At 47.1% G+C, this 14704-nt stretch carries 16 protein-coding genes; all 16 read left to right on the forward strand.

Translation table 11 applies throughout. The annotated features are described in order from the left end of the window. Positions 1 to 49 precede the first annotated feature (49 nt). Complete coding sequence (locus LDX50_RS14795) at positions 50 to 1153, forward strand: ABC transporter permease (protein WP_225698077.1); 1104 nt, start codon at positions 50 to 52, stop codon at positions 1151 to 1153. Then, the gene (locus tag LDX50_RS14800; protein WP_225698078.1) at positions 1150 to 2073 is read left to right on the forward strand and encodes a metal ABC transporter substrate-binding protein; all 924 of its coding nucleotides are present in this window, start codon (positions 1150 to 1152) and stop codon (positions 2071 to 2073) included. The genes LDX50_RS14795 and LDX50_RS14800 overlap by 4 nt, the downstream gene beginning before the upstream one ends. A gap of 102 nt (positions 2074 to 2175) precedes the next feature. Then, positions 2176 to 2454 carry a DUF4242 domain-containing protein gene (locus tag LDX50_RS14805; protein WP_225698079.1) on the forward strand — a complete coding sequence of 93 codons (279 nt, stop codon included), beginning with the start codon at positions 2176 to 2178 and terminating at the stop codon, positions 2452 to 2454. Between the two features lie 137 nt (positions 2455 to 2591). Then, entirely contained in the window at positions 2592 to 2783 is a 192-nt protein-coding gene (locus tag LDX50_RS14810; protein ID WP_225698080.1) for a cold-shock protein, read from the forward strand. Between the two features lie 87 nt (positions 2784 to 2870). Beyond that, positions 2871 to 4109 carry a DEAD/DEAH box helicase gene (locus LDX50_RS14815; RefSeq protein WP_225698081.1) on the forward strand — a complete coding sequence of 413 codons (1239 nt, stop codon included), beginning with the start codon at positions 2871 to 2873 and terminating at the stop codon, positions 4107 to 4109. Positions 4110 to 4222: 113 nt separating this feature from the next. Continuing rightward, on the forward strand, positions 4223 to 4657 hold the full coding sequence (locus LDX50_RS14820; protein ID WP_225698082.1) for a hypothetical protein: 435 nt from the start codon (positions 4223 to 4225) through the stop codon (positions 4655 to 4657). A 124-nt stretch (positions 4658 to 4781) separates the two neighbouring features. Continuing rightward, positions 4782 to 6305: a LamG domain-containing protein gene (locus LDX50_RS14825; RefSeq protein ID WP_225698083.1), complete on the forward strand. Its 1524-nt coding sequence runs from the start codon at positions 4782 to 4784 to the stop codon at positions 6303 to 6305. 88 nt (positions 6306 to 6393) lie between these two features. Continuing rightward, a complete protein-coding gene (locus tag LDX50_RS14830; RefSeq protein WP_225698084.1) occupies positions 6394 to 8052 on the forward strand; it encodes an N-acyl-D-amino-acid deacylase family protein in 1659 nt (552 codons plus the stop codon). Next, complete coding sequence (locus LDX50_RS14835; RefSeq protein ID WP_225698085.1) at positions 8052 to 8294, forward strand: hypothetical protein; 243 nt, start codon at positions 8052 to 8054, stop codon at positions 8292 to 8294. The genes LDX50_RS14830 and LDX50_RS14835 overlap by 1 nt, the downstream gene beginning before the upstream one ends. Positions 8295 to 8467: 173 nt before the next feature. Continuing rightward, positions 8468 to 9049: a tetratricopeptide repeat protein gene (locus LDX50_RS14840; protein WP_225698086.1), complete on the forward strand. Its 582-nt coding sequence runs from the start codon at positions 8468 to 8470 to the stop codon at positions 9047 to 9049. A gap of 31 nt (positions 9050 to 9080) precedes the next feature. Continuing rightward, complete coding sequence (locus LDX50_RS14845) at positions 9081 to 10487, forward strand: sulfatase family protein (RefSeq protein ID WP_225698087.1); 1407 nt, start codon at positions 9081 to 9083, stop codon at positions 10485 to 10487. Positions 10488 to 10628: 141 nt separating this feature from the next. Continuing rightward, complete coding sequence (locus tag LDX50_RS14850; RefSeq protein ID WP_225698088.1) at positions 10629 to 10961, forward strand: hypothetical protein; 333 nt, start codon at positions 10629 to 10631, stop codon at positions 10959 to 10961. Positions 10962 to 11023: 62 nt separating this feature from the next. Further along, positions 11024 to 11206 (forward strand): hypothetical protein, encoded by a 183-nt coding sequence (locus tag LDX50_RS14855; protein ID WP_225698089.1) that lies wholly within the window; start codon positions 11024 to 11026, stop codon positions 11204 to 11206. Positions 11207 to 11344: 138 nt separating this feature from the next. After that, positions 11345 to 11893 carry a pyridoxamine 5'-phosphate oxidase family protein gene (locus LDX50_RS14860; protein ID WP_225698090.1) on the forward strand — a complete coding sequence of 183 codons (549 nt, stop codon included), beginning with the start codon at positions 11345 to 11347 and terminating at the stop codon, positions 11891 to 11893. A gap of 6 nt (positions 11894 to 11899) precedes the next feature. Continuing rightward, positions 11900 to 12349: a GNAT family N-acetyltransferase gene (locus LDX50_RS14865; RefSeq protein WP_225698091.1), complete on the forward strand. Its 450-nt coding sequence runs from the start codon at positions 11900 to 11902 to the stop codon at positions 12347 to 12349. A gap of 142 nt (positions 12350 to 12491) precedes the next feature. Then, positions 12492 to 14699 (forward strand): molybdopterin-containing oxidoreductase family protein, encoded by a 2208-nt coding sequence (locus LDX50_RS30945; protein ID WP_275951757.1) that lies wholly within the window; start codon positions 12492 to 12494, stop codon positions 14697 to 14699. The last annotated feature ends 5 nt before the right edge of the window (positions 14700 to 14704 follow it).

Genomic DNA, 14704 nt, shown 5'->3' on the forward strand with positions numbered 1-14704 from the left:
CATAGCGTGGCGATACATCCGGTTTCATAAGTACAAAACCCTTGTACTTGTGTTATCGATCGGGCTAATACTTTTCATACCACTAGGGTTAAACAAACTTGTAAATGAGGGCGCTGGCCGGTTGACCGGACGTGCTGAATCCACTCCCCTTTTGGTGGGCACTTTGGGAAGTCAGACGGAGCTGACACTAAGTGCCCTGTATTTCAAGGAGGCGGCATACCGCCCCATGCAATACCGTGAATTTGACAGTTTACGGTTTGAGGTTGATGGCAAGGTTTATCCGATGCATCTGAAATTCAGGGCTGGTGAACAACCGATTGTGGGTACTTCTCCAGAATATGTGACGTTTCGAAACATGACCTTCAGTGAAGGCCGGAACTTCGTTATGCTGGGCGAATGTATCCTGGGGGCGAAGGCCGCCGAGGCACTTCAGGCAGGTGTTGGCGACGCAGTCATTTCAAGTCCGGCTGGCGCTTTCGACGTAGCCGGGAGTTTTCCGTTAAAAATGAAGGTCGCAGGGGTTCTTAACCCGGTAAATTCACCCGATGACGAAGCGGTATTTACCGACATCAAGACAACCTGGGTTATTGAAGGACTGGCACACGGGCATGAGAATGTCGAAAATTCAGAAAATCAAATGCTCCTGAAAACCGATAGCCTGATCATCGCCGGTCCGGCGGTTCTTTCCTACACCGAGATCACAGAAGAAAACAGGACATCATTCCATTTCCATGGCCAGGAGGCTAATTACCCGATACATGCTATCATTGTTGAGCCACGCAATGACAGGGAACGCATTCAGTTGCGCGGGCGATATGAGTCACGGACCGACAATATTCAAATGATTGTACCTGCAGATGTCGTGAATGAACTGGTGGCTACGGTTTTCACAATTCGGGATTTGGTCTTCAAAGCCGGGGTCTTCATTGGCATCGCAACACTATGCATTGCAACACTGGTGTTCATACTTTCTGTCAGACTTCGGAAAAATGAACTTAACACTATCCGCAAGATGGGCGGCTCGGGTCGATGGATACAACAGGTTCTTGGCCTGGAAATCGTCATCGTTTTAACCCTGAGTATTGGTACCGCCTGGATAATTACCCTGTTCGTGAGTACTTTTAGTAATGAGATTATTGAAAAATGGATATGAATAACTTAGGTAAAATCAGCTTCGCACTAATCCTGTCGGCACTTTGCGTTTTTTCCTGTGAGTCGAAGAAGGATGCGGAAACCACAGATGCAGAACCTGCATCATTCACTGTTTACACGTCGAACTATCCGCTGTATTATTTCACAAGCAGGGTTGCCCCCTCCAACGTGGAAGTGCGCTTTCCTTTTACCAATACCTCCGATCCGGCGTATTGGGAAATAATTCCCGATACGGTTAATCAAATGCAATCGGCGGATTTGATCTTCATCAATGGCGCCTCCTATGAGCAATGGTTAATATCGGTGTCATTGTCCACATCGACCCTTGTGAATACATCAGAATCAATTGTCGATAAATTTATTACCACGGATGAATCTGTTGTTCACAGCCACGGGGAGGAAGGTGAACATGCCCATAGCAAAACTGCCTTCACAACCTGGATGGATATGGAACTTGCAACAGCACAGGCGGCTTCGATCAGGGATGCGCTGATAAGGATTGCCCCTGAACATGCTGCGGAGATTGAATCAAATTTCGAATCGTTGCGCAATGACCTAAACCAGCTGCATCAGGAATTTAAAACTGCTGCAGATACTGAACTTAAGGTAGTATTTTCCCACCCCGTATATCAGTATTTTACGAATGCCTATAACCTGGGCGGTCCGAGTGTGCACTGGGAGCCTGATGAATCACTTACAGATGAAATGAAACATGATTTTGCCCACCTGGCTGAGGAAGAGGGTCCATTTGATATTATGATTTGGGAAGGGACACCACTGGCGGAAAACGTCGAATTCCTTAATTCCATAGGCGTGCGCAGTATTGTAATCAGTCCGTGTGCCGCGTTGCCGGATTCAGGAGATTTTCTTGAGGTTATGCGAAAAAATATTGCGTCCCTGGAGGCAACGAAAGTGAAATAAAATTCGACAATTTTTATTATCTTTCTTTGCTTCCGTTACACCGGTCATACCGGTTATATTATAAGTACGATAGCCTCTTTAAAGAACAAAAAAATACCAGCAATGCCAAAGTTTTTAATTGAGCGTGATATACCCAATGTCGGTAGCCTCTCAGCGGAGGAAATGCGCGCCGTTTCGCAAACATCCTGTAATACACTGCAACATCTCGGGCCTTCTGTTCAGTGGGTCCAAAGCTTTGTGACCGATAACAAGGTTTACTGTGTTTACATTGCACCAAATGCCGAAATGATCCGTAAGCATTCGGAGCATTCCGGAATTCCTGCACATAAAATCAGTCAGATTTCAGGGATAATTGATCCAACTACGGCTGAATTGGTGTAGATTCACCGTCCTAACATGCATTTTACGCCTCAAAAAGGACGATTACCGGAGAATTTTAAAAATAAATCAAAGAATTCGGTAGTATCCATTTATTTAAGCGTACCTTCACACTTTATTATTTTCAATTAATTATTATCATGAGTAAAGGAACAGTAAAATTCTTCAATGAATCGAAAGGATTCGGATTCATCAAAGAAGATGGTTCAAACGAAGAACACTTTGTACACGTATCAGGCTTGATCGATGAGATCCGTGAAGGTGACGAAGTAGAATTTGAATTGCAACAAGGAAGAAAAGGATTAAACGCGGTTAACGTTAAAGTTGTTTAAGCGTTACGCGCTAACTTTATATCGCTTGAAAGCCCTTCGCGAAGAAGGGCTTTTTTTTGCCCCACATTTTTTAGTAACACAACCCCTATGAATTTTAAAGAACTGGGCATTATCACGCCCATCCTTCAGGCCCTGGCCGAAGAAGGATATACATCACCCACGCCCATACAGGAGGCGTCAATCCCTGTATTACTACGTAAAAAAGATTTAATGGCGAGTGCGCAAACAGGAACCGGTAAAACCGCTTCATTTGCGATTCCCATTCTGCAAAATATTGTTTCAGACAGCAACCGAAAAAAAGGCGGCCGTCAGCCATTACGCGCACTGATCGTTACCCCTACCCGTGAGCTCGCCATTCAGATCGGCGAAAGCTTTACAGCCTATGGCCGTCATACGGACGTCCGGAATACCGTAATTTTCGGCGGCGTTAAGCAGGGCAATCAGACCAACGCCCTTCAAAGGCACCCGGAAGTACTGATTGCCACTCCCGGACGATTACTTGACCTTATGAACCAGGGATACATTTCCCTAAGGGATATTGAATATTTTATCCTGGATGAAGCTGATCGAATGCTCGATATGGGATTCATTCACGATGTAAAGCGCATCATTCGCGAATTGCCTGAGCGCAGACAATCGCTGTTCTTTTCAGCAACGATGCCACAGCCAATTATTGAACTGTCGGCCAAGATCCTGCACAACGCCGAAAAGGTGATCATCAAACCAGAGCAAACAACGGCAGAGAAAATTAACCAATCGGTTTATTTCGTTGAGAAAAAACAGAAGGCATCATTATTGATCCATCTGCTTGAAGAAGAGAACATTCCTTCAGCCATCGTTTTTTCAAGGACCAAGCATGGTGCAAACAAAATTGTAAAACAACTGGACCGCGCCGGCATAAGCTCAAGCGCGATACATGGCAATAAATCTCAGGGAGCCCGACAGAAATCACTTTCTGATTTCAAAAACGGCGATATCCGGATTCTGGTTGCCACTGATATTGCCGCACGTGGCATTGATATTGACGAATTGTCACATGTGATCAACTTTGATCTTCCCAATGTTTCAGAGACCTATGTACACCGGATCGGACGTACCGGACGGGCGGGAGCGAGCGGCAGAGCCATTTCATTCTGTGATTTGGAAGAACGCGCATACCTGAAGGATATTCAGCAATTGATCCGTCAGCAGCTGCCGGTGATCCAGCCGCATCCGTATATGGATGCCGACCGGCCGGTGAAGGATGCACCACAAACAAGACAGGATTCAAGGACGGGGAATCCGAGAAACCGGAACTCCCGAAACCGATATTCACGATCACGGTAAACAACACAGAGGCCGGAGAATTACTCTCCGGCTTTTTTATTCCCTGAAGAATCGGCAGCCCTTTAATATTCCAACCAAATTTGTATATTATAGATCTTTCAAAAGAACTGATCATGATAAAACGTGATTATTTGCAGGATCAAATTCAGCAACTCGGTAAGGTCCTGGGGAAAATACTGGCAGAACTCCTGGGCACTTCGCTGGACAGCGATATAAATGATGTCATTGTCGATACGGAGCAGGCGCTGGAAGAACACCTGGATATTCGCCTCAGGAGTGCCGTGCGAATCGACGACCGCGAGTTTATTGATTTTTTGTCGGAAAAAAATATTAAAGGTGATTCAGTCCTTGAACAAATGGCAACCCTGCTTTTTGAACTGGGTTTACGAAAAAAAGAAATGGATGATGACGATGGTGCGCGACTGCTAATGTCGAAAGCCCGGGTTCTCTATCAGTTCCTTGCTGAAAATGCTGCCACATATTCTTTCGACTGGATGTATAAAATTCAGGATCTGGATGATTACCTGGAGTCCGGAAATACACTATAAAGTATACAAATTTTACCTCACAAAAAGAAGCTGAAGAATCATGTCAATCCATGATTTAAATAGCTGATTAGCAAAAATTTAATATTATCAAAGACTGTTTTACAGGTAGATAAGCTCCTGTAAAATGAAAACTTTCAACAGAATTTTTGCACCGTTTATGATAGTGGCCATTTTTGGCCTTTTGCTGTCATGTAACGAAGAGGAAATTTCCGATCCCCTTGCTGAGGGTTATGTGGAAATATCCTTGAATGAAATTTATCAAAACTTTCCATCGGGAAAAGCAGGTGACACGGAACTTCCGGCGCAACTCAATCTGCTGATATCCCTGGAAAATACCAACGGCGGTATTGTTTGGAACTCGGAGGAGATCAAGCTGAAAAAATGGGGTGAATCCTATGCCTCCAAACCTATTCGCCTTCAGGTTGGAGAATACGCGGTAACAGAGTTCCTGGTAGTCGATTACGACTATAATGTATTATTAGCAGCACCTGTTGCGGGCTCACCCCTGGCCTATTTAACCGACAATCCCCTGCCGGTATCATTCATAGTCTATACAGGTGAAACCACGTCCGTCACACCACAGGTTTTGGATGCCCTCAATAAAAAACCTGAGGATTTCGGTTACACCAGTTTCAAGTTCGACAAGATCAAAACCCTCGATTTTGACCTTCGTGTTTTCGATCTGAATCGAACTACCGGCGAATTTGTGTTAAGCGAAGCATTTCTGATGGTCGAAGCCAGCGGTGATATTTTATTTGAAAAACCGGTAGGCAACACTAGCAATCATATCACCGTACGCGACGGTTATGAGGATTATTTGCTGCACGTAACCAAGCCGAACCGTGTTACTCTTGATACGCTCATCAATGAACAGGTACTTAAAAAACTGCTTGAAGGAAAAGACGGGCCACTTGATTTATATCTGTCAGATGGTTTGATCGTCTGGAACAAGCTGGGAAGCACTGATGAACTGGCTAATAGTGAGGTTGGTCCATCATTGGTTGTTCCTGGAACACCAAATTTCGCGCCTGCCAAATTCGGCAACGGTGTGTATCCCAGATATGCATCAGAAATTCCGGAAATTCCTTCGGGAATCTTTAATGAATTCATTCCGAATCCTCTTCTCGAGCCCTGGACCATAGAAGTCTGGTACAAGCCTAATTATTCTGTTGTGGATAACCGCATCGTCGGAACCATTCCATATGGCAGGGCACACGTAATTGTCGCCAATTGCTGGAACTGGGATGGAGCAAATGCCGGAATTCGAATCGTTCCGATCAACGGCGGCTATACCGGCCCAACAGATGTAGTAGCAGATCTGGTATATTATAAAGCTCTGGGTGACTATTATTTCTTCCGAAATGATGTAATAGACAATGACGTTTCATGGAACGCCGGAGACCTTGTACACATGGCAGTGGTTTATGATCCCACCGGATATGACGGGGCACCCAGGTTTGAATTATGGGTTAATGGGGTATTGCACGGTCATTCGCCCGAAACTGAAATCCATGAATATGCAGAACCAGTGGTTGCATGGCCATTCTATGTAGGCGGACATCAATACAGGGTGTCCAACGGAGTGGTAGATAACATGAAGGTTTATCAATGGGCAAAAACAAATTTTGATGATCGTGATACAGAATAAACGATAGAATTCACAAGTATGGGGGCCATAGCATCAGCTGTGGCCCCTTTTATATTTTTCTGCATTTCAATATTTTTTATATTGCTGAATGAAAAATATTCTACCTCTGCTCCTAATTATTTTCTCACTATTCTCATGTCAACAAAATACCCCGGAATACGATGTTATCATCCGTAACGGGTTGGTTTATGACGGCTCCGGTCAGCCGCCTCAAAAGACTGACGTGGGTATACGTGGGGATTCAATCTCTTTTATTGGTGATTTGTCGGAAGCCACGGCTGTTCAGGAGGTTGATGCCGGCGGACATGCCGTTGCACCGGGCTTTATTAATATGCTCAGCTGGGCTGTCACTTCACTGATTACAGACGGAAAATCACAGGGAGATATCCGACAGGGCGTAACGCTCGAGGTTTTTGGAGAGGGTATTTCAATGGGACCTGTAACGGAAACGAGCGCACAGTACATCAAAGGGATGTTCGATGATGATACCAAGCTCGAATGGAAAACTTTGGGAGAATACCTCTCCTATCTTGAAAAGAAAGGGATTTCCACAAATGTAGCCTCTTTTGTGGGGGCTACTACCCTTCGTGTGAATACAGTTGGATTCGAAGATCGCGAAGCCACACCCGAAGAATTGGATCAGATGAAAGCGATGGTGCGCCAGGCCATGGAAGAAGGCGCGCTTGGTGTGGGCTCGTCACTCATCTATGCGCCGGCGTTTTATTCAACGACTGAAGAGCTGATCGAACTCAGCAAGGTGGCAGCCGAGTACGACGGGATGTACATTAGCCATATGCGTAATGAAGGAAACCGATTGCTGGAGAGTGTGGATGAATTAATACGGATCGCTTCGGAGGCGGGCATAGCTGCTGAGATCTATCACCTGAAAATGTCCGGGAAGGATAATTGGGATAAGTTTGACGATGTTGTGCGCAAGGTAGATTCTGCAAGGGCCGCCGGACTTACGATTACGGCTGATATGTATAATTACGTTGCAGGGTCCACCGGACTGGACGCGGCCATGCCGCCCTGGGTTCAGGAAGGTGGTTATGCTGAATGGGTAAAACGATTACAGGATCCTGAAATCCGCAAACGGGTGTATGACGAAATGACTACCCCGACGGACAAATGGGAAAACCTGATGCTTTCCGCAGGAAGTGCCGAGAATGTTCTCCTGGTCGGATTTCGAAATGACTCATTGAAATACTTACAGGGAAAAACACTTAAGGAAGTAGCTGAAATGCGCGGAAAAAGTCCGGAAGAAACCGCAATGGATCTGGTGATCCAGGACAGCAGTCGCGTGGAAACCGTATATTTCCTGATGTCGGAGGAAAATGTAAAAAAACAAATCGCCCTCCCCTGGATGACATTTGGTTCGGATGGTGCATCGATGGCGACAGAGGGTAAATTTCTGGAGAACAGTACCCATCCGCGTTCTTATGGAAATTTTGCCAGACTCCTTGGCAAGTATGTGCGGGAAGAAAAAGTGATCCCCCTTGAAGAAGCCATCCGTAAGCTCACCCTTCAGCCCGCAATGAACCTGGGAATTGAAAAACGAGGTGCCCTCCGCACGGGTTATTTTGCCGATGTGGTGATTTTCAATCCGGAGACTATCACTGACCATGCCACCTTTAGCGACCCGCATCAATATGCCACCGGTGTTGATCATGTTTTCGTGAATGGTGTACAGGTAATAAAGAATGGCGAACACACCGGGGCCCTGCCAGGGAGAAAGGTTACTAAGTAGTGGAGCACTGCGTTCAGCCTGCCTGCCGGCAGGCAGGTGGAGCACTCTATTCAGCCTGCCTGCCGGCAGGCAGGTGGAGCACTGCGTTCAGTGGAGCCTGCCCCGCTACCGTCATCCCTGCCTTCCGGCAGGCAGGCCGGCGTTACTTCCTGAGATCAACGGCGATAGCCGGGGATATTCAACACCCCTTCACCGTCATCCCGGCTTTACTCCCTGAGATCAGCGGCGATAGCCGGGGATAATCAGGGAGTCGGGCCGGGACCTATTTAATACAACCATGGCATCCCATAAGTCCATGGCAATGAATCTATCAGGGATAAACATTAAGATGACAAACAAAAACGGGGGCACATCTTCGTTCGGCAACATTTGTATTTCCCGAAAAATGGAATAATTTTTGAGACAATACTTCAATATGAAAACCCTAAAATTCGCGGTCATTCTGATTTTAATAACTCCCTCGCTGGTATTCGGACAAGCCGGGAGATCTGCCCTGAATAATTCCTTCAAGGGGGGCGTTGACGCGTTCAGGCTTTTTGTAACCAACAAGCTCTACTACCCGAGGGATGCACGGATTAATGGAACCATCGGAACATCCATTTTCACATTTGGCATCAACTGTGATACTGAAATGCCCTTTGATTTTGAGTTCGAAACAAAGATGGGCGACAACATCGAGGATGCCATTATCAATGCTATCATGTCGACGCAAGGCAGCTGGTATGCCTGTTCCACGAGCAATTCGGAACGTATTCGGATCAAGCTTTCATTCACCATCAACGGCGTTGGCCCTGTGGCAAAGGACGCCCTGGCTGTGATAAATGCCATGGATTCAGGAAACCAGGCGCTTGACGACGGAAAGCTGATCGACAGGGCACTTAAAGCGCAGCGAAAGAACAAGATTGACAAGGCAGAAAAATACGTAAACCAGCTCATTGCCCGGTACCCCGACAATAGTGAGTACCGTCAGATGCTTGAAAATCTTCGGAATAATTGATCGGTAAGAACCCAGACCGTATTTTGCCAATGTGATACGCGCGCTGATTTTACTCGTTATTCTAATCTCATTTTCCTGCTCCAATCCGGAAGAAGGCCCTCCCCCGAACATTGTAATCATTTTTACCGATGATCAGGGGTACGAGGACGTTGGCGTATTTGGCAGCAAACAAATAGAAACACCGAATCTTGACAGAATGGCAACCGAAGGAGTTCGGCTGACATCCTTTTACGCAGCACAGGCGGTTTGTTCTGCCTCGCGCGCGGCCCTGCTTACCGGCTGCTATCCAAACAGGGTGGGAATCCACCAGGCGTTTATGCCCCAGGCAAAGAAGGGTCTTCGTGAGGAAGAAACAACCATGGCTGAAATGCTTGAAAGACAAGGGTATGCAACAGCGGTCTATGGCAAGTGGCACCTGGGTGACGCTCCGGAAAATTTGCCACTATCCGAGGGGTTTGATGATTTTTTTGGCATCCCATACTCCAATGACATGTGGCCGTATCATCCACAGCAGGAATCATTTAACTTCAGTCCGCTTCCCCTATATGAGGACAATCAGATTATCGACACACTGGAGGACCAGTCGTTTCTTACCACCGCGATCACAGAAAGAAGCGTCGAATTTATAGACAAAAATAAAGACCAGCCTTTCTTCCTGTACGTGGCGCATCCACAGCCCCATGTCCCCCTGTTCGTATCAGATAAATTCAAGGGAAAATCAGATCGCGGCCTGTATGGTGATGTGATCATGGAGATCGACTGGTCGGTGGGTGAGATCCTGGACGCGCTGGAACGAAATGGCCTGGCCAACAATACGCTGGTGATCTTTACTTCCGATAACGGTCCGTGGCTTTCCTACGGCGACCATGCGGGCTCGGCCGGTCCGTTCAGGGAAGGTAAGGGAACTGCTTTCGAGGGTGGTCACCGGGAACCGTTTATCGCCCGGTTCCCCGGCAAACTTCCGCCAGGAAAAATAATTTCAACTCCTGTGATGGCCATTGATATCATGCCTACGGTAGCAGAACTTACAGGCGCTTCATTGCCGGAATTACCGATCGACGGGAAAAATGTCTGGCCGGTGCTTACCGGCGAAACCGATGTAAGTCCACAACCGGCGTACTTCTTTTACTACCATGTGAATCAGCTCCATGGAGTTCGGTACGGCAATTGGAAAATGTACTTCCCGCATATTTACAGAACGCTAGGCGGAAGACCAGGTGGATCGGGCGGATTACCAGCACCCTACGACTACATCAAGTTGGAAGAGGTGTCCCTTTATGACCTGGAGAACGATCCTTCAGAAACCATGAATGTGGCCAATGACTATCCCGATATCGTTCAAAAGATTAATCACCTGGCCGATTCAATTCGTCATGAACTGGGAGATGCACTTACCGGAGAAAAAGGTGTGGGAAGCAGAGACTTTAGTAGTCAGTAGTCAGTAGTCAGTAGTCAGTAGTCAGTAGTCAGTAGTCAGTAGTCAGTAGTCAGCCTGCTGCCTACCTCCGCATTGGCTCCGGCAGGTAAACCGGCAGGCAGGTAGACAGTAATTTCATCAGGATTTTGTACATTTAGTATAATGAAAAAGCGTTTCTTATTTCTGCTGATCTTTTCATTGCTGGCGACCATCACCATGGCACCGGTGAACGCACGGACTGATTTTAATAAGTTCAGGACAGAGGTGGTTGAAAGAACACCTCAGCAGCAATTAAAACGTACTTTTCATTTTCTAAACCCTGCGACATCAATTCCATCTGGCGGAAATGATGTTATTTGCGGTCTGTCTGACATTGAGACCCATTCCGTACTGGTACGGTTGAAATTGCTGAGGGCCTTCGATCCCCCTTTATTTGCCCTTCTTCACAGCCATTTTTTCATCATCCCATCCAATGATGAGGTTCCCCTGGGCTAATCCATAACCAGGTATAATCAGGAATTTCATCACAAGGCAATCAGCCTTTTACAACCATACGTATGAAAAAAATTAAAGTGATCCTCAGACGGATCGCGCTCATCCTGTTGATCATACTGGGATGCTTTGGTATTGGGATCGTCGGCCCGGTCCCCCTCCTGCCGATCAAAAAAAAGGATGACGAAGAACCGGCCAAAATAGAAATGGTAGACGAAAAAGAAGAGGACGATCTAAACCCATTTTAAATTCAATTCCAAATTGGTTTCAGATGTCCGCAGAGGTATGTATTTTCCCCTTAGTCAGGGGGTTTGGGGTGTCATGGTCAGGATTTTGCATCAACCAAATCCCCTTCATAATCGTTTACAAAAAGAAACAACATTTCCATGGGAAAACGATCTGAATCCATTACACCAGAGTTGCAGGACTTCATTGAAAAACAACATATTTTCTTCGTGGGTACCGCGATGACAGAAGGGCGTGTGAATATTTCTCCCAAGGGAATGGATTCACTTCGAGTATTGGGACCGAATAAGGTGATCTGGCTCAACCTTACCGGCAGCGGGAACGAAACTGCCACCCACCTGCAGGAAAGTTCGCGCATGACCCTTATGTTCTGTGCATTTGAAGGCAAACCGCAGATACTACGGCTTTATGGCAATGCCATAACCCTTCATAGCGGAGATAGCAGGTTTCAAAAACTGATGAAGCATTTTCCGGATATTCCTGGCAAACGGCAGGTCTTTGAAATGGAGGTTGACCTGGTGCAGTCGTCCTGTGGTTTTGCAGTACCGTTAATGGATTTTCAGGCGGACCGTACGATCCTGAGGGACTGGGCGGAACAAAAAGGAGAAGAAGGAATCCGGGATTACTGGCAGGAAAAAAATACCGTTAGCCTGGACGGGCATCAAACCGGTATCCCGAAAGACCACTAGCCGATCATGGAAGGAACTGAGATCAGGAAGCTTCAGCCGGATGACCTGAATTTATTTATTCAGCTCATCGACACATTCGCAGAGGTGTTTGAAATGAAAAGTTTTGTGCGTCCTCCCTCAGATTACCTGGAATCCTTGTTGAAGAAAGAGGGTTTCATGGCATTTGTAGCCATAAAGTCAAATGCAGTCTTAGGGGGGCTGACCGTTTACACACTCGATCAGTATTATTCAGAAAAGCCCCTGGCCTATATTTACGATCTGGCTGTGAAGGTCGATTTTCAGCGCATGGGCATTGGACGGAAACTCGTTGATGCGGTTCGCTCAACTTGCAGGGAACTGGGATATGAGGAAGTTTTTGTACAGGCGGATGAACCCGATGACTATGCTCTCGATTTCTACCGTCTCACTGGCCCTACAGCTGAAGAGCGCGTCCGCCATTTCTATTATACCCTCTAACTGGATTTAATAGTTATTGACCAGTTCAATTTGCTTTTTGCTTAAAACGCGCTTTGATATTATTAATGCGAATTAAGAGTCGGTCTTCGTGCTTGCGAATCGCAATTTCTTGCCATATATTGATTAGCAATCAACCAACCGCATGACCGACCCCGACAAAAAACCAGAATTTAAAGGCTTAACGCGAAGAAAATTCCTGAATAAAGGCATCCAGGGCTATACGGGACTTACGCTTTCGCAGGGCCTGAGCGCCTCGCTCATCAGTACCCTTTCCTGTACGGTAACGGAGGCAGGAGCAAAAACAGCACATGGAGCCTGTTACCATGACTGTCCGGATACCTGCAGCTGGACAGTGACTGCGGATCAGGGTAAAATCACCGAATTCGGTCCGAGTAAAACCAACCCATTCACTGCTGGAAAACTTTGTTCAAAGATGGACAAGTTTCCCATGGATGTCACTTTTCACCCGGATCGGATTCTCACTCCTCTGAAAAGGGTTGGGGCCAAGGGTGAAGGCAAGTTTGAGCCGGTCAGCTGGGAAACCGCCATTGCCGATGTTGCGAACAGGCTGAAACAGACTATCGGTGAGCACGGAGGAGAATCCGTTCTCCCCTATTGCTACGCAGGCACGGAAGGTCTCATTCAACGGAATTCCATTGGCGGAAGGTTTTTCGCCACGTTGGGAGCCAGTAAACTGGATGGGACGATTTGCGGAGATGCGGCAGTAGCGGGCGTTACATCTGTGTACGGACAAACATCCGGGGTGCTTCCGGAGGATATCATTTACAGCCGGTTCATCATTTTCTGGGGAACAAATCCGGTATTATCAAATCAGCATGTCTGGCCGCTGGCTGAAAAGGCACGCGCAGAGGGCGCAAAGATCATTGTAGTCGACCCGTTTAAATCGGCCACCGCAGCCGTTGCAGACCAGCACATTCAACCGCTGCCGGGAACCGATGTGGTACTCGCCCTCAGTATGATGCAGGTAATCATTGAGGAGGGACTGGCAGATCAGGGCTATATCGACACACATACTATCGGATTCAATGAATTAAAAGACTATATCCAGCAGTATTCGCCTGAAAAAGCCTCCGGGATTACCGGGCTCGAACCTGAACTGATCCGGGAATTTGCGCGCGAATATGCTAATGCCCAACCATCACTGATTCGAATGCTGATTGGTATGGAACATCAGGCAAACGGAGCAAATGCCTTCAGGGCCGTTTCCATGCTGCCGGCCCTTACCGGCGCCTGGAAAAACCGGGGTGGTGGATTCATGCATATGACGTATGAATTTTTCGGTCAGGCCCTCAATTGGGAAAAGCTTTCGGTCGCTGAACAACTTTCAAATCCTGATACCCGGGTCATTAATATGGTACAGATCGGCCGTGCATTAAATGATACGGAAAATCCAATACGGGTCCTGTTTGTATACAATTCAAACCCGGCGGTGATCGCTCCCGATCAAAACAGTATAATGACGGGTTTGCAGCGCGAGGATCTTTTCACGGTTGTCCTTGAACATTTCGTCACCGATACGGCCCGGTTTGCAGATTATATTTTTCCTGCCACAACCCAGCTGGAACACTGGGATTTGCTGAGTTCCTGGGGTCAAACGTATCTCAACATCAACGAACCTGTGATACCGCCGCTGGGTGAGAGCAAACCGAATACGGAGTTTTTCAGGCTGCTGGCCAATGAAATGGGTTTTTCAGAAGATTACCTTTTTGAATCAGACCTGGACATCCTGAAAGCTACAGTTCGCAGTGATCATCCGTACATGGAAGGGATCACCTTCGATTCCCTTCGAAAAACGGGCTGGGCCCGGCTTAATATCCCGGAGGGCTGGATGCCGTTTGAAAATGGCAATTTCAACACACCGTCCGGGAAGATCGAATTTTACAGTAAATCCCTCGAGGATTTGGGCATGGCCACGCTTCCGGTTTATACTCCTGTGATCCATACTCCGGAACAGCTTCAAAAGTACCCCCTGAAAATTCTTACCATCAAGTCAACCAAAAATTTCCTGAATACAAGCCATGCGAATGTTGACCACCTGAGAAAAAAGGAAGGAGGTGCACAGCTCGACCTTCATCCCGATGATGCCGAAGCACGGGGCATTTCTGATGGAAGTGCTGTTGAGGTCTTTAATGATCAGGGGCGGGTGCTGCTTACGGCAAAGATTTCAGACCGGGTGGCCAGGGGTGTGGCTTGCCTGCCTCAGGGGTTCTGGCCTTCACTGATGGATGGCGGCAGAAGTGCCAATGCGCTTACTTCTGATCGCCTGACCGACATGGGAGGTGGAGCAGCTTTACAGGAAACCATTGCTGAGGTACGTTTGCGTACCTGACATAT

The sequence above is a fragment of the Fulvivirga sedimenti genome, from assembly GCF_020328055.1.

Excerpts from the sequence above, each read along its gene's own strand:
- LDX50_RS14800 (WP_225698078.1), top strand. The coding sequence starts at position 1,150 with ATGAATAACTTAGGTAAAATCAGCTTCGCACTAATCCTGTCGGCACTT.
- LDX50_RS14805 (WP_225698079.1), top strand. The coding sequence starts at position 2,176 with ATGCCAAAGTTTTTAATTGAGCGTGATATACCCAATGTCGGTAGCCTC.
- LDX50_RS14810 (WP_225698080.1), top strand. The coding sequence starts at position 2,592 with ATGAGTAAAGGAACAGTAAAATTCTTCAATGAATCGAAAGGATTCGGA.
- LDX50_RS14815 (WP_225698081.1), top strand. The coding sequence starts at position 2,871 with ATGAATTTTAAAGAACTGGGCATTATCACGCCCATCCTTCAGGCCCTG.
- LDX50_RS14820 (WP_225698082.1), top strand. The coding sequence starts at position 4,223 with ATGATAAAACGTGATTATTTGCAGGATCAAATTCAGCAACTCGGTAAG.
- LDX50_RS14825 (WP_225698083.1), top strand. The coding sequence starts at position 4,782 with ATGAAAACTTTCAACAGAATTTTTGCACCGTTTATGATAGTGGCCATT.
- LDX50_RS14830 (WP_225698084.1), top strand. The coding sequence starts at position 6,394 with ATGAAAAATATTCTACCTCTGCTCCTAATTATTTTCTCACTATTCTCA.
- LDX50_RS14840 (WP_225698086.1), top strand. The coding sequence starts at position 8,468 with ATGAAAACCCTAAAATTCGCGGTCATTCTGATTTTAATAACTCCCTCG.
- LDX50_RS14850 (WP_225698088.1), top strand. The coding sequence starts at position 10,629 with ATGAAAAAGCGTTTCTTATTTCTGCTGATCTTTTCATTGCTGGCGACC.
- LDX50_RS14855 (WP_225698089.1), top strand. The coding sequence starts at position 11,024 with ATGAAAAAAATTAAAGTGATCCTCAGACGGATCGCGCTCATCCTGTTG.
- LDX50_RS14860 (WP_225698090.1), top strand. The coding sequence starts at position 11,345 with ATGGGAAAACGATCTGAATCCATTACACCAGAGTTGCAGGACTTCATT.
- LDX50_RS14865 (WP_225698091.1), top strand. The coding sequence starts at position 11,900 with ATGGAAGGAACTGAGATCAGGAAGCTTCAGCCGGATGACCTGAATTTA.
- LDX50_RS30945 (WP_275951757.1), top strand. The coding sequence starts at position 12,492 with ATGACCGACCCCGACAAAAAACCAGAATTTAAAGGCTTAACGCGAAGA.